The 21,952-nt window shown below is 34.0% G+C and carries 19 protein-coding genes and 3 pseudogenes; 10 read left to right on the top strand and 12 right to left on the bottom strand.

From position 1 onward, the window contains the following. Positions 1-305 precede the first annotated feature (305 nt). Entirely contained in the window at positions 306-686 is a 381-nt protein-coding gene (locus tag ACOQFO_RS06255; RefSeq protein ID WP_421688836.1) for a hypothetical protein, read from the bottom strand. Between the two features lie 296 nt (positions 687-982). Between ACOQFO_RS06255 and ACOQFO_RS06250 the strand changes: the two genes are divergently transcribed. After that, positions 983-2,209 carry an IS110 family transposase gene (locus ACOQFO_RS06250; RefSeq protein ID WP_421688835.1) on the top strand — a complete coding sequence of 409 codons (1,227 nt, stop codon included), beginning with the start codon at positions 983-985 and terminating at the stop codon, positions 2,207-2,209. A gap of 539 nt (positions 2,210-2,748) precedes the next feature. Here the strand turns inward: ACOQFO_RS06250 and ACOQFO_RS06245 are convergent. The 4 genes and pseudogenes from ACOQFO_RS06245 to ACOQFO_RS06230 form a co-directional block, all read right to left on the bottom strand. Continuing rightward, a complete protein-coding gene (locus tag ACOQFO_RS06245; protein ID WP_421688834.1) occupies positions 2,749-3,042 on the bottom strand; it encodes a hypothetical protein in 294 nt (97 codons plus the stop codon). 82 nt (positions 3,043-3,124) lie between these two features. Continuing rightward, a pseudogene (gene istB / locus ACOQFO_RS06240) lies at positions 3,125-3,877 on the bottom strand (IS21-like element helper ATPase IstB). Beyond that, positions 3,870-5,409, bottom strand: a pseudogene (gene istA / locus ACOQFO_RS06235) (IS21 family transposase). Before istA ends, istB begins: the two co-directional pseudogenes overlap by 8 nt. Positions 5,410-5,513: 104 nt before the next feature. Beyond that, a complete protein-coding gene (locus tag ACOQFO_RS06230) occupies positions 5,514-5,675 on the bottom strand; it encodes a hypothetical protein (protein ID WP_421688833.1) in 162 nt (53 codons plus the stop codon). Positions 5,676-5,841: 166 nt separating this feature from the next. Between ACOQFO_RS06230 and ACOQFO_RS06225 the strand changes: the two genes are divergently transcribed. Further along, a complete protein-coding gene (locus ACOQFO_RS06225) occupies positions 5,842-6,300 on the top strand; it encodes a hypothetical protein (protein ID WP_421688832.1) in 459 nt (152 codons plus the stop codon). Positions 6,301-6,395: 95 nt separating this feature from the next. Here the strand turns inward: ACOQFO_RS06225 and ACOQFO_RS06220 are convergent, their stop codons facing one another. The 3 genes from ACOQFO_RS06220 to ACOQFO_RS06210 form a co-directional block, all read right to left on the bottom strand. Next, positions 6,396-6,830 (bottom strand): hypothetical protein, encoded by a 435-nt coding sequence (locus tag ACOQFO_RS06220; protein WP_421688831.1) that lies wholly within the window; start codon positions 6,828-6,830, stop codon positions 6,396-6,398. Positions 6,831-7,302: 472 nt separating this feature from the next. Then, a complete protein-coding gene (locus ACOQFO_RS06215; RefSeq protein WP_421688830.1) occupies positions 7,303-7,773 on the bottom strand; it encodes a recombinase family protein in 471 nt (156 codons plus the stop codon). Positions 7,774-7,896: 123 nt separating this feature from the next. Continuing rightward, positions 7,897-8,571 (bottom strand): MFS transporter, encoded by a 675-nt coding sequence (locus tag ACOQFO_RS06210; RefSeq protein WP_421688829.1) that lies wholly within the window; start codon positions 8,569-8,571, stop codon positions 7,897-7,899. Positions 8,572-9,167: 596 nt separating this feature from the next. Here ACOQFO_RS06210 and ACOQFO_RS06205 point away from each other — a divergent pair. Together ACOQFO_RS06205 and ACOQFO_RS06200 are read left to right on the top strand one after the other, a co-directional pair. After that, positions 9,168-10,355: a YbfB/YjiJ family MFS transporter gene (locus ACOQFO_RS06205; RefSeq protein WP_421688828.1), complete on the top strand. Its 1,188-nt coding sequence runs from the start codon at positions 9,168-9,170 to the stop codon at positions 10,353-10,355. A 234-nt stretch (positions 10,356-10,589) separates the two neighbouring features. Further along, positions 10,590-11,435, top strand: coding sequence for a hypothetical protein (locus ACOQFO_RS06200; RefSeq protein WP_421688827.1), 846 nt, complete (start codon positions 10,590-10,592; stop codon positions 11,433-11,435). 366 nt (positions 11,436-11,801) lie between these two features. Here the strand turns inward: ACOQFO_RS06200 and ACOQFO_RS06195 are convergent, their stop codons facing one another. After that, positions 11,802-14,903 (bottom strand): MMPL family transporter, encoded by a 3,102-nt coding sequence (locus ACOQFO_RS06195; protein ID WP_421688826.1) that lies wholly within the window; start codon positions 14,901-14,903, stop codon positions 11,802-11,804. Positions 14,904-15,031: 128 nt separating this feature from the next. Here ACOQFO_RS06195 and ACOQFO_RS06190 point away from each other — a divergent pair, with 128 nt between their 5' ends. Further along, positions 15,032-15,595 (top strand): TetR/AcrR family transcriptional regulator, encoded by a 564-nt coding sequence (locus ACOQFO_RS06190; protein ID WP_421688825.1) that lies wholly within the window; start codon positions 15,032-15,034, stop codon positions 15,593-15,595. 191 nt (positions 15,596-15,786) lie between these two features. On the opposite strand, the pseudogene ACOQFO_RS06185 reads toward ACOQFO_RS06190, so the two are convergent. Next, positions 15,787-15,864: pseudogene (locus tag ACOQFO_RS06185) on the bottom strand (ATP-binding cassette domain-containing protein); the annotation flags it as partial. On the opposite strand from ACOQFO_RS06185, the gene ACOQFO_RS06180 reads away from it, so the two are divergent. From ACOQFO_RS06180 to fumC, 5 genes are all read left to right on the top strand, one after another. After that, positions 15,864-16,157, top strand: a complete 294-nt coding sequence (locus tag ACOQFO_RS06180; protein WP_421688838.1) for a TetR-like C-terminal domain-containing protein — start codon at positions 15,864-15,866, stop codon at positions 16,155-16,157. The pseudogene ACOQFO_RS06185 and the gene ACOQFO_RS06180 overlap by 1 nt on opposite strands. 192 nt (positions 16,158-16,349) lie before the next feature. Beyond that, the gene (locus ACOQFO_RS06175) at positions 16,350-17,546 is read left to right on the top strand and encodes an ornithine--oxo-acid transaminase (protein WP_421688824.1); all 1,197 of its coding nucleotides are present in this window, start codon (positions 16,350-16,352) and stop codon (positions 17,544-17,546) included. Between the two features lie 124 nt (positions 17,547-17,670). Next, positions 17,671-18,225, top strand: coding sequence for an SLOG family protein (locus ACOQFO_RS06170; RefSeq protein ID WP_421688823.1), 555 nt, complete (start codon positions 17,671-17,673; stop codon positions 18,223-18,225). A gap of 218 nt (positions 18,226-18,443) precedes the next feature. After that, the gene (locus tag ACOQFO_RS06165; protein ID WP_421688822.1) at positions 18,444-18,755 is read left to right on the top strand and encodes a hypothetical protein; all 312 of its coding nucleotides are present in this window, start codon (positions 18,444-18,446) and stop codon (positions 18,753-18,755) included. 380 nt (positions 18,756-19,135) lie between these two features. Then, on the top strand, positions 19,136-20,527 hold the full coding sequence (fumC, locus tag ACOQFO_RS06160; protein WP_421688821.1) for a class II fumarate hydratase: 1,392 nt from the start codon (positions 19,136-19,138) through the stop codon (positions 20,525-20,527). Between the two features lie 104 nt (positions 20,528-20,631). Here the strand turns inward: fumC and ACOQFO_RS06155 are convergent, their stop codons facing one another. Together ACOQFO_RS06155 and ACOQFO_RS06150 are read right to left on the bottom strand one after the other, a co-directional pair. Beyond that, the gene (locus ACOQFO_RS06155; RefSeq protein WP_421688820.1) at positions 20,632-20,856 is read right to left on the bottom strand and encodes a sulfurtransferase TusA family protein; all 225 of its coding nucleotides are present in this window, start codon (positions 20,854-20,856) and stop codon (positions 20,632-20,634) included. Positions 20,857-20,874: 18 nt separating this feature from the next. Then, entirely contained in the window at positions 20,875-21,948 is a 1,074-nt protein-coding gene (locus ACOQFO_RS06150; RefSeq protein WP_421688819.1) for a YeeE/YedE thiosulfate transporter family protein, read from the bottom strand. Positions 21,949-21,952 lie beyond the last annotated feature (4 nt).

Raw genomic sequence — 21,952 nt, 5'->3', positions numbered from 1 at the left:
AAAACAAGCATTTTTCCGCTCCTCATTCTAGAAAGATGCTTTTCAGAAGAAAAATAATCATGATTCTTTCAAAGGGATCGGGAATCTAATCGTTTTTGGCCTAAAACCCTGATTTATGTTCGAGGTATGAATAATTCAGGTATAACGTTGTTTGTCTTAAATTAAATTTTAGTTGTACTAATATGCTTCGTTAGCACAGTAAAAAAGAGCTGTCGATTCTTCAACAATCCTGCCCCATTAGTACAATAAGTTCAACAAAAAAAGCGTAAATCATTGTTGGATAAACGCCTTCGTTAGCTGAATAACTATTTCATTGTAATATCCACTTTGTTTGGACTGAAATCTATTACTTCAAAGTTACCGAAAAATCCCTTTACTTCAATAGAGAAAAACAAATTACGGTCATTGATACTTCTGTATAATCTCTTTGTTTGCATTCCCAAGCCTAAAAATCCCTCTGCATTGTCGTAGTATCCGTCTGTAAAAGAAAATCTATTTTTGACAGAATCTCCACTATTATCGCTTAACTTTAACGTATAACATTTATCATCTTCACACTGTACGTTAAAATGGTCTTCAAACCACTTAGCAAAGTCATCTTCATTGGGTTTATTTATGAAAATCAAAATTATAATTATACATATAAATCCTAATAACCCTAACGAAATAAATCCTTTCTTAGACAAAGAATCCCCCCCTATTTTCATATCTAATCTTCAACAATCCTGCCCCTTTCGTATTATAAGGTCAGCCAGAGAAATCTGGTTGACTATTTTTTATTCAATTTATAGATTGATAGTAGCCGTGGTAGAACGGACCTGCCCCTGGGACTAGATCCCGTCAACTAAACTGTTCGCCCTCTACTTGTTAACACATGATTAGGCTGGTTGGGACATTTCGATCCCGCATAACAAGCGAAGATATGAATAACAAGGTAGATAGAGGTTATCGGTCAATCCACTAAATAAGGAGGTAATAATTTATGAATCCAGTTGTAGGTCTGGATGTTGCAAAAGGTGAAAGTCAGGTTCAAATGTTCTTGGATAAAAAAATGCCCTATAAAAACAGTGTGAAAGTAGAACATACGGTGGAGGGTCTAGAAGAGTTACACTCTTATTTACTAGATTTAGAGCGTCAAACAGGGATGAAACCACCTGTTGTATTGGAATCAACGGGTCACTATCATGCCCCAGTTGTCCAGTTTTTAGAAGCAAGAGAGTACATTGTCATTATCGTTAATCCATTAGTATCTTATCGAGCAAAAAGCTCTAACTTACGGAAAACTAAAACAGATGCAATTGATGCCTATCACTTAGGTGAACTGTATTACAAAGAGGATTTAGAGCATCAGAAAAAACGTGGTATTCAGTTATTAAACCTTCGGCATTTGACGAGGCAACATGAAAATATGACTGGAATTATGGTTCAAACAAAGCTACAATTCCAAGCTGTATTAGATCAAGTATTCCCTGAGTATAAAGGAGTTTTTGGCGATTTATACGCTGAGATTTCTTTAAAGACTTTACAGTCTTACTCTACTTCTGAATTAGTCCTAGAAACAGATGTTGAAGAGATTGCACAATTTATTGATGCACATTGTAAGGCACGTTCATTTAAATGGGCTCGTGAAAAAGCGGAAGCATTAGTATTAGCTGCAGAACGTAATCCGTTTCAGTCAACGCTTTATCAAAGCCTTTTAGTCAGTTTGAAAATGTATATTGATTTACTTCAAGCGTACCACCAACAACTTTTTACGTTAGAGCGTGAGATTGATCAGTTAGCGGCACAGCTTGAAGAATATGAGTTACTCCAATCAATCCCTGGTGTAGGTGAAAAAATCGCTGCAACGATTATTTCTGAAATCGGGGAAATTGATCGTTTTAATCATCCGAAAAAGTTAGTTGCCTTCGCTGGACTTGATCCTGAATCTGGTCGCTTTAAAGGCACAAAAAATCATATTACTAAACGAGGCTCTGCAAGGCTTCGGCACATGCTTTTTACAGCAGTTCGGTGTTCAATTCGAGATAGCCGTAAAAAGAAAACAACAGATGAAACCATTGCGCGAAATAAGAGGTTACGAGACTTCTACGATTTAAAACGTGAAGAAGGTAAGCCTTATAAAGTAGCTATTATTGCATGTGCTAATAAGCTTTTACACTGGATTTATGCGATGTTAAAAACGAAAACACCGTTCCAAGAAACTATTTAGTAACAACATTTTCAAATACAACAAAAACCTTCCAAATGAGATTCGGAGGGTTATTTGAGTTGCACATTTTTAGTATAGCATGAAGTGATTTTCGATTAAAAATGTTTTTCTTGACTTTCTATTAGCTGGTTTAGTTTAAGTACATTTTTTCACAATCTTTATAATAATACTAAAATTAACCAATTAAAAACATCTATCCTCAAGGATTCCTTAGATGAGAGATGTTTTTAATCAAACTTTTATATAATATCGAACTTAATTTTAAATGATCAATCTTTTTTATAAAGCTTCACATACGCCTGTTACTGTATAGTTATTGATACTTAAGAAAAATGAATTATGCCAATATTAATTATAAAACTAAACTGTTACTTTTATAATTTTTAGTAAACAACACTTACTAAATACAATTTGAGATAAAAACAAGAAAACCTTGAAACAGCGAGGTTTATCGCAGTATCAAGGTAAACTTTGATGTCACAATAACTTATAATCATGTGACAAAATTAGTTATAAGTTGTGACAGTATTAGTTATAACTCACACTTGTTTTTCCTTTTCTAATTCCATCACTCGTTGTCTAAAATCCTCTACTTCTTCTAATAATCTACTAATCTTTGTCTGATCATCAATCCCTTGTTCGTATGCAGTACCTTCCCATCTATAGTCTTCTAAGAAGTTATAAACAGCTTTTTCCTCTATAGTATATCTACCACCAACTTCAATTCCTGAAAGTCGTCCTTCTTTTAACCATTGCATCACTAGCTGTACATCACATTTCATTCCGTACGAATGCATGAGTAACGTGGCTTCTTTTTCATCTAATACTACCATCTGCTTTTAAACCTCCGGTTTACTGAGTTAATTGATTTTATGTGTATAGAATTTAATAATGGCATCTATTTTCCATATACACTTACTCTTGAAATACGCGCTGTCTGCTCTTCATGCGATAACTATCACCATTCATGTGAATGACTTCCACACGATGCAACAGGCGGTCCAATATTGCTGTAGTTATACCTTGATCACCCATTAACTCGCTCCATTGGTCAGGGCTCTTATTTGAGGTTAAGATAATAGAACTTCGTTCATACAAGTGATTAACGAGTTGAAAGAATAGGTTTGCCTCACGTTGATCCATTGCCATGTACATCAAGTCATCAATAATTACTAAATCTGATGATTGTAATCGTTTTAACTAGACCTGCGATTTATGTGCAAATTCTTGTGTTTTGAGTAGCTGAATTAGTTCGCCCATCGTCACAAAATACACTTGAAAAACTCTTTGAATAGCTTCTATTCCTAGCCAGACTGCTAGAAACGTCTTTCCTACACCAGGTGGTCCTAATAAAAATAAATTATATTGTGTTTCTAACCAGCTAAACTCTTTAAGTTGTGTTAACTGACGTTCTGTTATAGCTGTTTGTTCTTCTACATTAAATTCTTGAAGTGTTTTAACAAATGGGAAGCGAGCCCATTTCATTCTTCGCTCGATACTTTTGTTTTCACGCTTATTTAATTCAAATGTTGTAATTGCTTCTAAGAATTCTAGATAAGTCCACGAAGCTTTTTCTGCTTCCCTAAGAAGCTGGGGAAGTTCTTCAGATGTCTCTGCTAATCTTAGTTGGCGAAATTGTTCTTGTAATTCGTTTACAGTTTTATTCATTCGATATGCCCTCCAAAATACTTGTATATGTACTTATGGAGCGTGTTTTTACTTTAATGTTCACCTTGGAAGTAGGCACACAATTGCTCTTATTAATTTCCGAAAACGTTTCACTATTTGACTTTCTTAAATAATCGATCACATCGCGGAAATCATTAGCGCTGAAAAGTTTTTCGTTAATACATTTTTGAAGTGCCAGGTTAATCCATTCTGGTTCGTTTTTAATGACAGTTTGAAGAATTGATAATTGATCACGGCGGTATCGTGTGTATATTTGACAAATTTCACTTATATAAGCGCTTGCATCTTCCTGCTTATCAAAGCTAGATATGATACTTTGTTTCATCTCTTCAATTCCTTTAGAACGATCACGTGAATGATTTCGATTCTTAATAAGCCTTCCTCTATCATTGCAAATTTTATGTTCAGCTAGTATCTCGCCATCGGTCTGAGTTAAGATAATCATTTTATCTTGTTTGATTTTGAGATATACTTGGTTGTCTATTTGGGTCCCATAAGTTCCAACGGGAACTGAATATCGGTTTGATTTAAAGCGAATTGTATTGTCCTTATTTACGTTCCTTGGTATAATTGCCGCACGGGTACTTTCCAATGAAAGTATGGGGGAGACTGGTTGTAGGTGTTGCTTTTCGACGTGAAACACTTCAACTGGTCTCTTTTTCGTTGTATTATGTACATTTTTATTACCTGTTCGATCTAACCACTGTAACGCACTTATATTCCAACTTTCAATATCTTTGAAAACACGACTATCTGCGAAATTACCTTTTATGTATTTCACCACGTTTTCTATCATTCCTTTAGACTCAGGGTCAGCTTTACGACATAGATGGACTCTAAACTTACGTTCTTTTACATATGCTTGAAATTCCGACTTAAAATTAAGTCGCCTGCATTTTCACTAACTGTAAGTAGATGCTCTTGATCATAAACAACTTCCTCGGTTTGCCCATCAAAAAATCGAAAAGCATTTTCATGACAGCGTATGGCATCCTTAGTTGTAAATGGCCGGTCCTGCCATTCCATATATTTATAACGTGAATGTGCTAACACAAAGGCGATAAAATACAATTTAATTTCTTTTTTCATTATTGTTTTTTGCTTTGTTTCACCCAGTCAACTTGTAGTTGCTTACCCATCGGTTGTTCTGGGACTGCTTCATATTGTCTAACAACTGCTTTTTTCTCAATTTGATAAACTTCACGAATTTCTCTTACGTAAGAACGAACAGTACTTTCACCAATTTCTAATTTAGGATGTCTTTCTAATAACCAGTCTTGAATTTGCGCTGCACTTAAATGGGGGTACTCCTCTAACCAAGCCACAATCCAATCCCGATAGGGGTCTAATTTTTTAGCCTTTTGAAGTGGGTTTCCTAAATATTCCTGCGCTTCTTCAAATGACATTCCTAAATATTTATAGACAGTCCCACGATTAACTTTTAGATGTTTAGCGATTTGTGCAATCTTCATTTTGCGCTTAAATAGTTGATGAATTTCAATATATAACACTACCTTTTCCTCCAAGTCATAACCCTCCAGTAAACGAATAATACTAGTTTACTAGAAGTCTATTAATCTGGCGAAAGTGTTCACGGGATTCTAGCGAAATCTGTCTATTTTAGTATAGCGGTTACATTTACTTTAACAGGGCCTAAATTAGTCATTGTTTGTTGTATTGCCAGCAACTGATTTTCGACTTTAGTAAGCCCTAGTCTTCGAGTATCATTAATAAAGTCTAGTAGTTGAGAATAAGTAAGTGTTGTGGTTGTGGTCATAAAATAACCTCCTAAATTTTATTTTTGTTAGCTAACACTATATAAAGGGGGGAAATACTTTGATTTTACAACCTTTATCTAAATATTATTAATTGGATTAATGTGGTAATATAAAAATAGTTAAGCTAAATCCATATATTTAAAAGAAATCATGGGGAGGGTAAACATGAAAGATAAACAATCTATTTTAATAACAATTTTTAGTGTTGTTATAGTTATTATTCTCGGAATAGGGTTGTATATTTATAATTCTGAGCCAACTTATTCTGCGACGGATATATTAGATGCGGCTGTATTAGGTGCTGATTTTAGTGCAGAAGGACAATCAGTAGAATTGAAAAAGATTGATACAAAAGCAGAGGAACTGTTTATTCCAATTAAGTTAACAGACGAAACTCAACAAGAATTGATAAAGGCTTTTGAAAAATCGAAATTTAAAAAAGTCGATTCAGGTATCTCAAATGATTACCGGATGAAAATCACTTTGAACAGAGGTTATGTAATGTATCTGGATATAAATAAACAAGGAATAACAGTTGATGATGGTGATAACTCATACGAAAGGTATTTATTTAAAGATGATAAAGGGTTTTTTAGTATTTTAGAGAAAGTGGTTGCAGAATAAAAGATAAGGTATCATTTCTAAATTAAAAGACTATGGATAAACATGATTGTTCTAGTTTATCCATAGTCTTTATTTGTTTTATCTACAAAAACTCTTTAACCAGTGATGATTATGCCGTTTTTGGTCATATAGTTAGTCTTTGCAGAGCTAGGAGCGGAAACTTTCTTTTCTAAGTCTAATACTGTATAACCTACTGTAATATTTGCAGTATCAGCACCTAGAAAAGACATTGTGTTCGATACTCGTAGTATTTCAGTTTCGCCATCTTTAACCGCTTGAAGAGCATCGTCTCGAGTCATTGCACCCACTCCAGTCACAATACTAACAATTCCATATGCGATAGAGCCTGCCGTATATTGCCAAAACGCAAGACCTAAAATTGCAGACGCAAAAGATGCGAAAGATAATTGCATTGCATGTACGTCGGTATTGTTATTCCTAATATAATCTTGCATCTTTCGGTTTGCATTAAGAACATCTTGTAGTTCACGAAATGTGACAGTCTGTGTTTTATCTGGTACTAAGGACATAAAAATAACCTCCATAATTTTTTATTTTTGTTAGCTAACAATATATAAAGGGAAAACTCATTAAGAATTCACAACCTTTAATAAAATAATTTTTTATTCGCAAAAACAAAAGAACTTCAACCTAATGTAAATTAGATTGAAGTTCTTTTTAATTACTAACTGAAATTTTAATGCTGAATTCTTTGTCGTTGTTTTTGAAATGGAATTCCATTCTCGCACCCCATATACCTTAATGTGTAAAAAAAAATGAAAAGTACTTTTTTGGATTTGAAAAAATTTTTTAAGTTCAAAAAAGGGGAGCGAGAAAAAACAAAGAAAGAACTAGTAGTTAAGGTTTTATAAAGAACCTCAACTGCTGATTACTTATAAAGTTAATATTTATCTTATTCGCTTAACTTGGAATTAAAGTTTAACGGCTAAACTAATGAAGTTTCTTCCTGTAATCATTGTGTGTTCACCTTTCAAAAACAGTTTATTCATCTACTGATTCATTAAGAATCTTATAAATAGTAGATCTACCTATTCCATATTCCTTAGCAATATCTGTTGCACTTTCTCCAGCGTTATATAATGTTCGTACGTGTTTTTTTGTTTTTTTATCGATTGCTGGTCGGCCCCCAATTTTTCCTCGCTTTCGAGCTGCATCAAGACCTGCTTTGGTTCTTTGATGAATAATATCCCGCTCAAATTCAGCGAAGACAGCCAACATCCCAAACATTGCTTTTCCTGTTGGCGTTGTTGTATCAAAGCTATCATTAACACTGACGAACTCAACTCCTTTTTCCTTAAGTTGATCTGTTAGTTGATAAAATTCTTTTGTACTGCGGGCTAGTCGATCCAGTTTATAAATTACAAATACATCACCTTTTGCAGTCGCCTTTAAGGCATTCTGAAGTTCGGGTCGTTCCTTGCGTGAACTAATTTTTTCAAGATATATAACCAACTCTATTAGAAGTAGAAACTTGCAAAAAACTTCTTTGCAAATTTCTACTTTTCATTTTTATTGCTTTGGCAATTATAAAAGACTACCTCTAGGTAGCCTTAAAATTGAACTATTTGAAAATACTTAATTTGATAAACCGTTACTTTCACTAGTTAGTGAAAAATGAGCTATCTCTTTCTGCAACCAGTAACTAATACCAATTAAAATATAAACTATTCCGATTAGGATAAAGAAAATCTCAGAGCTCATAATTTCTGCTACCTTTCCAAAAATCAATGAACCTAAAGGCATTATACCAACACTAATTGTATATTGAGCCGAGAATACTCTTCCCAACTTTTCCTCTGGTACAATAGTTTGAACAATTGGATGTGTAAGAATCTGTGTAACACCTAAAAATACTGCACCGATAGTTAGAGGGAATATTACCCATACTGAACTTGCGAAGAAACTAGTAAATACTAACATTACACCAAAGAGACAAGAACATAAAACTAGCTTAGATCCTAAAATGAGGTTTTTTAATATTTTTTGGCTAAATATAGTAGCACCTACCAAGGTACCAATAGCTAGAGTTGAATTTAGAAGCCCTAACATTACTGGAGAACCTATATCTGCTGCAATTTTCACAATATAAACATTAAATCCTCCAAAGAAAAAGTTAACTATAGTTAAATTTAGTGTAATTTTTAGTATCCTTTTATCGTTAAATATCATTCCGAAGGAAGGACTTTCACCTTCTAGATGATGAACCTTCTGGGATTCGGGAGTTGTTATTACCGCGGTAACATCCTCCAACCTTTAACAGTTCATCCTGTGCAGTAGTTGCACATGGTGCGATTGCCCGTCGCACGAAAAGAAGAGTGCTGAGTATCAGCACTCCATGCAACTGCCCGTCGCACAAAAAGTCCACATCGTGATGTGGACTTTCGTTTATAAAGAAATGGGCCTACAAGTTCATGTTGACCCGATAGCTAATATCTACCCATATTAATTTTCATACTTAATACAACCCTATTATGTAATTAGATTACTATTTAGTTCATATTAATCTCCTAATAAATTGGCATTTGTCTTCTCCTACGTAATATTTGCTAGCAACAGGTTATATATTTTAATAATTTATAACATTCTATCTAATGATGTATAGTAATAGATAGTCCAAATACTTTTCGTTAATCAAGGGCCAAAAATTTTACGAATTTAATACTCGTTTACGCTAAACATTCAACATTTGGATTTTTCGTCACTCAATACTAAAAGTATTAAGTTCACACGAATCAATCTTTCTATTCAAGTATCAATATTCCTATTGCTTCATATTTTCATAGTGTTAGAATTAGATAAAACTTGGGAAATTTAGTTATAGAGTTTACCTACAAAGGGGTTGTACTATGTCGCGACAACATATTGGGGTGTTATTCGGGGGCGTATTATTGTTAGTTATTGCAATGGGCATTAGTCGTTTTGCATTTACGCCTATCCTACCGTTTATGCGAATTGATGAGGGGATGACTTTTGAGGCAGCAGGCTTTTTAGCATCTAGTAATTATATCGGGTATTTTATTGGTGCTCTTGGTGCGGGATATATTTATCGTCAAAAAAAGAATTTTTTACTAATTACAGTTGTTCTAAATGTATTGTCTATTCTATGTATGGGAATTACACACTCTTATTTATTGTGGATTATTTTACGCCTTATTGCTGGAATAACAGCCGGTTATATATTCGTCTTAACATCTAGTATCATATTGGATTATTTAGCTAAGCATTTTCTTAGCCGTTGGTCTGGTTATTTATTTTCAGGAATTGGACTTGGAATTGCTATTTCAGGATTGTTTGTTCCCTTTTTCGAAGCCTCATTTTCTTGGGAAGGCACTTGGATTGGCTTCGGAATTTTATCGACAATATTCCTGATCACAACGATGACATTATGGAGAAGTATTACGATACAAGATGGGGAAAAAGTTAAGAAAACTCGAGAAACAAAAATTTTCCGTGGATTTATGCCATGGCTAGTGATTGCTTATGGACTTGAAGGTTTAGGCTATATTATCACTGGTACATTTTTAGTGGATATTATTTATAATATCGAAAGCTTAAGACCATTTGCTAGTTTTAGCTGGGTAATAGCAGGAATTGCTGCAACACCTGCAGCACCCATATGGATGGCGTTAATTTCAAAAATGTCGACTGTTAAAGTATTATCCATTGCTTACATATTACAAATAATAGGGATCCTTCTTCCTGTATTTTCTCAAACTGCTTGGAGTGTATTATTATCTGCATTGTTATTTGGATTTACTTTCGTAGGCATTGTTTCCATTTCAACAGCTTACGTAAGAGAATTATTTCCAAAGCAAAGTGGAGCCGTTGTATCCATTTTAACTACAGCCTATGCGTTAGGACAGATTGTTGGTCCGATCATGGCGAGTGGATTTGAAACGTTGTTTAATAGCTATAAAGCACCGTTAACATTTGCAGGTACGATTATCATTTTCGCACTTGCCACATTACTATTTGGCAAACTCTTTAGTGATCGTAAACAATTAAATCAAATAACAGAACTTCAAAATGAATGAATGATTCCTTTCTTACAGTTGCGTTTAGCAACTGTATTTTTTTGCCGTTTTTTTAATTATATTCCCCCATGTTTAAATACTATTTTTAGACAATCTCCTAATTTTCTATAAAAAACTAGGCTATTTCCTCAAATATCAATTCTAGACACTAGCACATTTTTCATTTCATTGGCTAATCGTCTATTCACATTCTCTATCATGGGAATATGATGATTACGAAAAGGAGGTGAAGAAATGAGTTCTAGTTATTATCCAAACCACCATGACCCCGAAATTTGCCCGTCATGCGGGAAAAGAAAAGAAAAGAATCATAAAAAACTAGAAGAAAAAAATGATATGAAAGATTTCAATCCTCCTACATTTAAGATGGATCCACAATCTATGAAACATCTATTTACGATGTTACTTACATTAATAACTCATTTTGATTTTGAAAAAGATAAAAAACATGATAAGGAAAAAGATTCAAAATATCCTCATCACGAATCAGAATGTAAACATTGTAAAATGGAACAACCTAAATGGTGGAAACACGAAGACAAAAAACATCATGATAAAACTCCAAGTAAATGGGAAGAAAAATATGAAGTACCAGAGAAACATTCTCGTCATTATGAATTAGAGCCAAGTTTCACTGAATATGAAGAAGTTGATGAGTTTATGATGGATGACTCTTCCAGCTTTGAATATGATTTCCCTAAATACGGTAAACATAAATGCTCTAAATGCGGTAAATTCCACTTCGAATTAGAATCATCATCATCCTCATCATCAGAAGAGATGAAGAAAAAAATGCCGCACCATGATGATAAGCCAGATCATATATGGCTACCTGATTTATTAAAACTTCTATATAAACACAACTTATTAAACATTGATCAGCTTTTCGAACAAATGAAAAAACATAAAGAGCATGATGATAAACATCAATGTAATCATTGTAAGAAAGAGCACCATTGGAAAGATGAATACGATTATGTTCACGGTAAAGAGGAATATACAAAGAAATATTATTATAAAGGCATGCCTTTAAAGAAAGTGAAAAGAAAAGCTGACCCATATAAAAAGTTTATGGAATAATAATCAGCTTACCCCAGATTGATCTCTACCACAAAAAACCCCTTTAAAGCTTCACCTCAACTAGGATACCTTATTAGTCCACCTCCACTAATAGGTATCCTTAAATATTTTTTTCATCGTAATGGAATTTTTGACTGATTGAGTAGATTAAAACTTATTCTAAAAATATGCTCTAAAACAGAAAAACACATTAATTGTGTCATTTTCGAAGGGGATATTTATGAGTTCTCAATCTTCTAAAAACGACCATTATCATTTTACTTTCAAACATGAAACCAAAGAAAATCCAAATAGAAGACATAAGATTTATTCAAAATAAAAACGATTCCTAAGTATATAGTTAATCCTTAGGAATCGTTTCATTGTTTATTTATCTTTCTTAAATACTTTTATTAGTTTAGTAGATCCCCCCATTACAGCTGGCATAAGAATCGGTAACATCATAATGCTTAGTAAAACAAGACCTACAATTACAAAGATCGCAACTTGCATTAATGTAACAATTCCAGAAGGGATTAAAGCTGCGAATGTTCCACCTAAAATTAATGCTGCAGATAGAACGACTCCACCAATATGTTTGGCTGCTTCAATTATTCCTTCAGTACCTTTTTCTTCTACTTCACGATATCTCATCATTAGGAAGATACTGTAATCCACACCAAGTGCAACAATCATGATAAAACTAAAGAATGGTACGTTCCAGCTTAATAAGCTTTGATCTAATAATTGCTCACTAATGATTTCAGTTATTCCAAGGGTAGTAAAGTAAGCTAATATCAGCGACCCGATAATGACCACTGGTTGCCATATTGAACGAGTAATAATAATTAACACAATCGCAATTCCTATTAACATAATGGTAATAGTCCTAGCAAAGTCTGAACTTGACATTTGTTGTAAGTCCACATTCACAGCGGATTTACCGCCTAAAGCAAATTCAGCATCTTTAATACTTAAACTTTGTGATACTGCTTTTATTTGCTTATCAACTTCTTTAATAATTGACATCGCTTCTTTTGAATAAGGGTTAACATCTAAAATAATCATCATTTTTGTTGTTTGACGATTATCAGACATATACATTGATAAACTTTCTTCAAAGTCTTCCCCATCTAATATTTCTTGGGGAATATAGAAGACTTTATTGGAAGCACCTAGCCCATTTAAATAATCCTTCGCTTCTAGAAGACCATCATTAATTTCAGTTAAGCCATCTGTACTTTTTGCTAAACCATCCTGCAATAATGTCATTTTGTCCTGAAGTTCTGTTAAACCAGATTGTAATTGTCTTTGTCCTTCAGTTATTAAATTTAGCCCTGTTTCAAGCTCTGATGACTTCGTTGCAACTTGTGTTGCTCCATCAGCGCCAGATTGTAAACCTTGAGCTAATTCATCTGCTCCATCACTCAACTGAGTTACACCATCTTCAATTTGCTGTAAACCAGAAGTAATTGATGATAATGCATCATTTGCTTGACTAAATGATTCAACAGATGAATTGTATTGAGGTGTTAATTTAGTTAATTGATCCATAAGTGGTGCAATATTTTGCTGTGCAGCCACTGCTGTTTGAAGAGCTGTTTGAACATTTTTATCTGTTTGTAGTTCTGGGTTTGATTGGATCAAAGCATTCATAGACTGTTCAATTGCTGAATACCCATCTTTCATACCTGTTAAAGCTTCACTAATAGTTGTAAAGAGTTGTGAAAATGATCCAAATCCAGTTTCTAGTTGTGAATAACCTGTTTGAAGTTCTGATGTAGCAGAACTTAGTAATTTCACATTTTCTTCAATCAGATTTAAATTTGTGGCCAACTCTTTTGCACCTAATGCTCCATCATTAAAACCTTTTACTATTTGATCTAGGGCATCATTTAATTGCCCAACACCGCTTTCCATTGTTTCAGTACCATCGATTAAATCATTAACACTATCAAAGCTATTTTCATCGAATTTACCTAATTCAGATTCCGCATCGGAAAGTCCATCATTAATTGTTCCAAGCCCTTCTTGTGCACTGCCTAAACCATCGTTTAAATTAGTAACTTGGTCATCAATATATAGATCTGAAATTATCTCGCCAGTAGGTCTAGTTACTGAATAAACTTCGGAAACTCCTTCTACTTTAGAAATAGCTTCTGCAAGTTGATCGAGTTCTTTTAAGCCATTTTGTGTTGCAAGAGATTCATCTGCTTTAATGACAAGATTGGTTGGTGATGAAAATCCTGCAGAATAATGATCTTCAATTACTGATATCGCTTGTTTTGATTCATATTCGTCACTAATTTCTACTAAATCATTATAGTTAAGTTCATTCGAATTACTCCAAATAAAAGGTACACAAAATACAGCGATAATAGCGAGTGCAGCAATCGGTCTGAAATATGAATGCTTCGCTAGGAAGTGCCATAATTTATTTTCATTATGTCCATTAATCTTTTTGGCTGGCCAAAACATTTTAATACCGAGAACAGCCATAAAGAATGGGTTTAGTGTAATTAATACTAATAATAGTACTGCCACACCAATCGCCACAGCAGAAGTAGCTTGATATAACTTAAATTCTGCTAAGAATAAAGCCATAAATCCTATAAATACTGCGATACCACTATAAATAACGGTGTGACCAGCAGTTCGATACGTTTCCGTAATTGCCTTTAATATATGATTATTTTTACCCAGCTCTTCTTTAAAGCGTGTATATAGAAGAATGTTGTAATCTGTTCCAATCCCAAAGAGAATAACGATTAAAAACACTTGGGTGAAATTCGAAAATGGAAAATCAAATTTGTCAACTAGTTGTGTAACGATTCCTAGAGAAACAATGTAGGAAACCCCAACAGTTACTAAAGAAATAATCGGAACGATTGGAGAACGGAAAACTAAAACTAATACAACTAAGATAAAGATAATCGCAATAATTTCTGTTTTTTGAATCCCCTCTTGAGACGATTTTGCAAAGTCATCAAGGACAAGATCTGTACCAGTTAGGTAAGAATCTACAGAACTAATTGTTGTATGTTTTTTTAGACTTTCTGCAACCTCTTCAACAGTTCCCATTTTTTCATCAATTGCAATTTGGGTTAAGATTGTCGTCCCATCTTCTGCTACGAGTTGCTTTTTAGTCTCTTCGCTATCCGTATGTGCCAATATATTTGTAATGCCTAAGGAATCACTTTTTTCACGAAGTTTTTCAATTGCTAATTCAATATCTTCTAATTGAGTTTGACTTAACTCTTCCTTATTCCCGCTATTAAATACTGCGATAAACTGATACGTTTCCGTACCTTCTTCATCCATCTCAGTTAACAACTTTGATGCAACTTGGCTTTGCATGTATGAAGGGATTTCTGTTTGCCCCTTTTCTCGTACAAGTGTATCTAAATTTGGCATAGTGATAATCATTATAGTAGAAACGATTACCCAAAAAACTAATGACAATGTACGTACATTTAGCCAATTTTTCACCACTCATCATTTCCTTTCTTCAACTTCACTGTAGTTTTTTAAAAATACTATCAATACCCTAACACGTCAAATACAATTAAAATATAGACAATTTAGGAGGAAATGTTTAAATAAGCGAGGTTTTATCATTGAAAAATAGTATCGAAACAAAACGTATACTTGCCACTTCTTTAAAGGAATTGATGAAGACTAAATCCTTTGAAAAAATATCAATTCGCGAACTAACAGATAACGCTGGCGTTAATCGCCAAACGTTTTATTATCACTTTGAGGACATTTATGACCTTTTGAAATGGACTTTTCAACAAGAAGCATTACAGTTACTAGCTGCTCATGAAAGTGTTAATGTTTGGCAAGAAGGATTATTACAACTATTTCATTACCTTGATGAAAACCGAGAATTTTCAACTTGTGCTTTACGGTCGCTTGGGCGAAGCCATTTAAAAAGATTCTTCTATACGGATATCTATAACATCATTGGTCGTGTTGTATCGGAATTTGGAGAAAAGCTTCATGCCCCAAAAGATTATATGTCTTTCCTAACTCATTTCTTCACAGTTTCTCTCGCTTCACTTGTAGAAAGTTGGTTAATGGGGGAAATGGACGAAACACCTGAAAAATTGATAGAAATGATTGATTTGTTTATACAAGACCAGCTTAGAGGTTCTAAATTGCGGATTGAACAGCAATAGTGTTTTTAGAAACAATCCTTTATTTGCAACAAAAATAACCAGCCATTATTAATGAAAAACAAGTATCGTTTCATTAAGATGAATTAATTGTTTGTGCAAGTTGCATTTTTACTGCACTCGCTCTTGAAGGCTGATCATTTAATAATGTAAGTAACATGACACCATCATCCATTTGTAACCATCCATCAAAAAATTAATATTTTAGGATTTTGAATAAGTGCAATAGCTAATGATAGTCTGCGTTTCATTCCACCAGAGTAGGATGAAACTGGCTCTTGGGAATCAAGGTGACCCCTCCTTTTCGGAAAAAATGAAGGAAATACTGAAAGATACACTTATTGTACGTTTATCCGAATATTCACCAATGCTTGCTCAAGAAGAATTCAAGAGATATTTTTCAGAATTTTTTACTTCTGCTATCTTAGGTCTGTTCCAAGAGTGGTTAGAAGATTATAAGGGGAAAACTATAGATGACTTTGCGAAAATCCATTTCCAAATATTAAGTTTTATTGGTAATCTTTCATTAATTGTGGCAAGCAAACAACCATTCGACTCCAAATAACGTTATACCTTTTAGTTATGGATAAATGGTGTAAAATTAACATAACTAAGTATGGTTGGAAATGAAGGGTTTTTGGTTTTGCATTTAGAAATAATAAGTAGACTAACTTTTTCTCATTTGTCTCGTGTTAATTCTTTTTGGATTTCACATTTTCTGATATAGGACATTTTATATTTATAAGGAGGAATTACTTTGACGAACACAACATCTGAAAACCTTATTAAACAAACTGAAACATTAGGTGCCCACAATTATCATCCACTACCAATTGTCGTATCGGAAGCTGAAGGGGTTTGGGTAAAAGATCCTGAAGGCAATAAATATATGGATATGCTTTCTGCATACTCAGCAGTTAACCAAGGTCACCGTCATCCAAAAATTATTCAAGCATTAAAGGATCAAGCAGACCGTGTTACTTTAACTTCACGCGCTTTCCATAATGATCAACTAGGCCCTTGGTACGAAAAACTAACAAAATTAACTGGCAAAAATATGATTCTACCAATGAATACTGGTGCGGAGGCAGTTGAATCTGCGATTAAAGTTTCTCGTCGTTGGGCTTATGAAGTAAAAGGTGTTGAAGCAAATAAAGCAGAAATTATCGGCTGTAATGGGAACTTCCATGGCCGTACTATGGCAGCAGTTTCATTATCATCAGAAGCTGAATATAAACGTGGATTTGGCCCTATGCTAGAAGGATTTAAATTAATCCCTTATGGAGATATTGATGCACTTAAAGCGGCCATTACTCCAAACACTGCTGCTTTTATCGTTGAACCAATTCAAGGAGAAGCAGGAATCGTAATACCACCAGAAGGATTTTTAAAACAAGCGGAACAACTATGTAAAGAAAATAACGTATTGTTCATTACGGATGAAATTCAAACTGGACTTTCGCGTACAGGTAAAATATTCGCACACCAATGGGACGATGTTACACCAGATGTCATTATTCTTGGTAAAGCGCTTGGCGGCGGTGTTATGCCAATTTCTGCTGTTTGTGCAAACAGTGATATTCTTGGCGTATTAAATCCTGGTTCACATGGTTCAACTTTCGGTGGGAATCCATTAGCTTGTGCAGTTTCTATAGCTTCCCTAGAAGTTCTTGAAGAAGAGAATTTAACTGAACGTTCGTTAGAATTGGGTAACTATTTCCAAGAACAATTACGTACTATTAATAACCCTGAAATAAAAGAAGTTCGCGGTAAAGGTTTATTTATCGGTATTGAGTTAACAGTACCAGCTCGTAAATATTGCGAACAATTAATGAGCTTAGGCTTATTATGTAAAGAGACTCATGATTACGTTATTCGTTTTGCACCACCTTTAGTTATTAGTAAAGAAGAAATAGATTGGGCACTTGAAAGAATTAAAAAAGTATTTGCTTAATCTTCAAGATTTTTTATATTCACGAAAGAGGTTATTCGAACACACTTCGAATAACTTCTTTTTTCGTTTTGTTGTGAATGCTATATAGTAAAGGTAAGAAATACATATAAGGAGTAAAGTAAATATGATTAAAACTCTCTACATATCAGGATACCGCGCACACGAACTTGGTATATTTAACGATAAACATCCCGGCATATCAATAATTAAGAAAGCGATTGAAAATGAGTTAAGAAAATTGCTAGATGATGGATTAGAGTGGGTCGTAATTAGTGGAGGTCAAGGTGTTGAAACTTGGGCTGCAGAAGTAGTCATTGATCTTCGAAAAGAATTTACACATTTGAAATATTCAATCATCACACCATTTCTAGAACAAGAAAAAAATTGGAACGAAGTAAAACAACAGAAATATGCTTATATTTTAGGACAAGCAGATTTTGTTACTAGCGTGACAAAACGACCTTATGAAGCATCATGGCAGTTTATAGAAAAAGATAAATTCATCATTCAAAATACAGATGCACTGTTATTAATTTACGATGAAGAAAATGAAGGTTCCCCTAAGTATCTTAAACGATTAGCAGATCAATATATCGAGAATCATGATTATGAAATAATATTAGTCAATGCATATGATCTTCAAATCATTGCTGAGGAGCTTCAACAATCTGATTGGTAAATCAATTGCGCCTTGGCGTATTCATGACTTTCACAATTTTTGGTACATCATGAAATTTTTCTGTATGAAAGTTTATCAATTTTAATATACTTAAAATAATTTTATAATAATTTTTACAAAATTTTCTGACAACTATGCATTTGTTTTGCTATAATATTAAAAATAGGTTAGGTATTACCTATTTATGTAAAAAATATCATACAAAAGGAGTTGTTTAGATGGAAGATGTTCAAATTGTTGTAGAATCCACTCCGATTAATGTATCACATGACACTTATAAAAGGGAATGTCGTTATACAAGAGGGATTCATATTCCGATTAATGATCTCTATGAAATTTTAGAATCAATGCCAAATGATATTAGAATGTATTTTGAGTTTCATAATCCTGGAAAGGAACTAATTCATGGCACCTTCTTAAATGGCTATTCAGGATTTGCAAAGTCCATTGCAGACTACTATCAACATAAAAATTCAAGTCTTGTTCCATTGATTAATAACGGAAAAGATTTTTATGTGAAAATTATTTAACCTTGAGGTGACATCAATTGAATATTTCCTAAAGCACCGCTTAATGATGGAAAGCTACAAGCTTTCTTTTTAAGGCGGTGTTTATTTATTTTATGATTTTAGTTGACAACCTAATTGATAACGATTATCATTATCGTTGAGAATTGCTTTTTGAGTTGTACCCCCCCTATAAGTCTCTCTTAAATATAATTCTCATCAAAACTTAAGGAGTCTCCAATATACATTTTCTCAAGCAACTGACTCCTTTTCCCTATTGATATATCGTGTCATTTGACACTTACGAGGCTGCAACATTTTACATTGTTGCAGCCTTATTACTAGATATAGTGTTCTTCTTTAATGTATAACTAAATTATAACAATATAAGGGGTGTTGGTATTATGGATTATCGTATTGAAAAAGACACGCTTGGTGAAATTCGCGTACCAGCTGATAAAATTTGGGGTGCTCAAACTCAAAGAAGTAAAGAGAACTTCCAAATTGGAACAGAAAAAATGCCGGTTGAAATTATTCGTGCATTTGCAATTTTAAAGAAAGCTGCGGCAATCACTAACAATAAACTTGGAAAGCTTTCTGAAATGAAAGCAAAAGCAATTGTATCTGCCGCAGATGAAATCATCGCAGGTAAATGGGATGACGAATTCCCACTCGTAGTTTGGCAAACAGGTAGCGGTACTCAATCAAACATGAATGTAAACGAAGTAATCGCTCACCGCGCAAATCAACTACTTGAGGAACAAGGATCTACTGAACGCATTCATCCAAATGATGATGTCAATAAATCACAAAGCTCTAACGATACATTCCCTACAGCTCTACATGTTGCTGCTGTTGAAGCAGTTGAAGATTATTTATTACCAAGACTTCAGTTATTAAAAAATACTTTAAAAGAAAAATCGGAAAGCTTTAAAGATATTATTAAAATTGGCCGTACTCACTTACAGGATGCAACGCCATTAACACTTGGTCAAGAAATCAGTGGTTGGCATCATATGCTTGTTAAATCTGAAAAAATGATTGAAGTAACAACAGAATTTTTAAAAGAACTTGCTATTGGTGGTACAGCAGTAGGTACTGGCATTAATGCACATCCTAAATTTGGGGATATGGTGGCAGAAGAGATTAGCACAATTACAGGTAAAACATTCACTTCTTCAGTGAATAAATTCCACGCATTAACGAGCCATGATGAAATTGTTACAGCTCACGGCGCGATCAAAGCATTAGCAGTAGATTTAATGAAGATTGCAAATGACGTTCGTTGGTTAGCAAGTGGCCCTCGAAGCGGTATTGGTGAAATTACGATTCCTGAAAACGAGCCAGGAAGTTCCATCATGCCAGGTAAAGTAAACCCTACTCAGTCTGAAGCATTAACGATGGTTGTTACTCAAGTTGTAGGAAATGATGCAACGATCGCTTTTGCAGCGAGCCAAGGTAACTTTGAATTAAACGTATTTAAACCAGTTATTATTTATAACTTCTTACAATCCGTAAGATTATTAGCAGATTCGATGAAATCATTTAATGATAACTGTGCAGTTGGAATTGAACCCAATCATGAAGTTTTAGAACGCAACCTAGAAAATTCATTAATGCTAGTTACTGCATTAAATCCTTATATCGGCTACGAAAATGCGGCTAAAATTGCAAAGAAGGCTCATAAAGAAGGAACTACTTTAAAAGAAGCGGCATTAGCTCTTGAATTGCTAACAGAAGAGCAATTTGAACAATATATTGATCCTAAGAAAATGATTCATCCAAATGCAGAATAAGTAAGTAATTTAATTAATATTAGAAATTAATTCACCGATTATAATAAAGAACCCTATTCCGTAATCCTCAATTACAGAATAGGGTTCACTTTATTTTACATAAACTAGTTCTTTTGAATAGTAATCGTCCATGCAGCTTCATCAATTTGTTCGAAGTTCGTTACTGTATGCCCTTCTTCCGCTGCCCAACGAGGAATTGATTCAGTACCTTGTGTACAATCAAAATCTACCACTAATTCGTCGCCAGAATTAAGCTCTTGAATTGCTTCCTGCGCTTCAATTAAAGGAAATGGACAAACCATACCTAATACTTCTAATTTCTTGATCATAAGATTTCCCTCCTAAAATTAGGCTGTTACTACTTGCTCTTTTAATTTTGCAGCTTTGGCTTTCTGACGTGGACGAACATATACGAAATATGATGCAGTCCAAGTCCCTAAAATCATAAAGATTAAGCCAATCCAACCTTGCCAAGTCATTACAGCTGTCATAACTAAGCCATTTCCGATTGAACAACCACCTGCAAGACTAGCGCCAACACCCATTAAATTACCACCAACGAAACTGTTAATTCCCGTTTTAACATCAGGCATTCTAAAGCGAAACTCTTTGCTTGCTTTTGCAGCAAAAAATGAGCCAGCAAAAATACCTAAAACTAAAAAGACTCCCCAGTTAAGAAACGCGCTATCACCAGTTGTTAAATATTGAAGAATATTTGCCGATGGAGTTGTAATTCCAAGTCCAAATACACGGCCAGTTGCTGCACTTAATGGCCAAGCAATCAATGCAATAACACCTATTAAAGCTGCCGTAATAAACGGATTCCAACGTTTTTCAAATAAAATATGTGCTAAACCTGTACGTTTTGCTTTCAATGAAGGAATAGCAACTTTTGGTTTTGATAATTGTTTAAATACAATAAACACAACAATCGCTACAAATGGAATGACAATAAACCAATGATTGATTCCAAAAGTATCAGCAATTGAGTTAGTAGGTAATACAGAACTTTGTTGCATTTTCTGATTAAATGGTGCTAATACACCTGATTTCATAATTGTACTCATCAGCATATATCCAGCTAACGCTATCCAGCTTCCAATTAGTCCTTCACCCGCACGATACCATGTACCAGTTGCACAGCCCCCTGCTAATATAATACCGATACCGAAAATAAAAGATCCGACAACTACAGATACAATTGGCAACGTCCCTGCAGAATATTCAAAGACTCCTAAATCTATTAATAAAAAGACTCCTACACTTTGAACAGCAATAGCTATTAACAATGCATAAAACATGCGATTATTTTTAGCTAAATACATATCACGGAATCCACCAGTTAAACAAAATCGACCTCTTTGCATAACGAATCCAAGCAACGCACCGCAAATCAATCCTGTTATTATCATATAAGCCATAAAC

Origin of the sequence: Ureibacillus sp. MALMAid1270, assembly GCF_049202975.1 — a bacterium.
In the GTDB taxonomy this organism is placed as follows: domain Bacteria; phylum Bacillota; class Bacilli; order Bacillales_A; family Planococcaceae; genus Ureibacillus.
The sequence above is the reverse complement of the archived record's forward strand: the minus strand, read 5'-3'. Positions and strand labels throughout refer to the sequence as shown.

What these genes read in the sequence shown, in the direction of transcription:
- ACOQFO_RS06165 (WP_421688822.1), top strand. Translation starts at nt 18,444, where the DNA reads ATGGAAGATGTTCAAATTGTTGTAGAATCCACTCCGATTAATGTATCA.
- ACOQFO_RS06170 (WP_421688823.1), top strand. Translation starts at nt 17,671, where the DNA reads ATGATTAAAACTCTCTACATATCAGGATACCGCGCACACGAACTTGGT.
- ACOQFO_RS06245 (WP_421688834.1), bottom strand. Translation starts at nt 3,042, where the DNA reads ATGGTAGTATTAGATGAAAAAGAAGCCACGTTACTCATGCATTCGTAC.
- ACOQFO_RS06220 (WP_421688831.1), bottom strand. Translation starts at nt 6,830, where the DNA reads ATGTCCTTAGTACCAGATAAAACACAGACTGTCACATTTCGTGAACTA.
- ACOQFO_RS06250 (WP_421688835.1), top strand. Translation starts at nt 983, where the DNA reads ATGAATCCAGTTGTAGGTCTGGATGTTGCAAAAGGTGAAAGTCAGGTT.
- ACOQFO_RS06150 (WP_421688819.1), bottom strand. Translation starts at nt 21,948, where the DNA reads ATGGCTTATATGATAATAACAGGATTGATTTGCGGTGCGTTGCTTGGA.
- ACOQFO_RS06205 (WP_421688828.1), top strand. Translation starts at nt 9,168, where the DNA reads ATGTCGCGACAACATATTGGGGTGTTATTCGGGGGCGTATTATTGTTA.
- ACOQFO_RS06155 (WP_421688820.1), bottom strand. Translation starts at nt 20,856, where the DNA reads ATGATCAAGAAATTAGAAGTATTAGGTATGGTTTGTCCATTTCCTTTA.
- ACOQFO_RS06225 (WP_421688832.1), top strand. Translation starts at nt 5,842, where the DNA reads ATGAAAGATAAACAATCTATTTTAATAACAATTTTTAGTGTTGTTATA.
- ACOQFO_RS06230 (WP_421688833.1), bottom strand. Translation starts at nt 5,675, where the DNA reads ATGACCACAACCACAACACTTACTTATTCTCAACTACTAGACTTTATT.
- ACOQFO_RS06200 (WP_421688827.1), top strand. Translation starts at nt 10,590, where the DNA reads ATGAGTTCTAGTTATTATCCAAACCACCATGACCCCGAAATTTGCCCG.
- fumC (WP_421688821.1), top strand. Translation starts at nt 19,136, where the DNA reads ATGGATTATCGTATTGAAAAAGACACGCTTGGTGAAATTCGCGTACCA.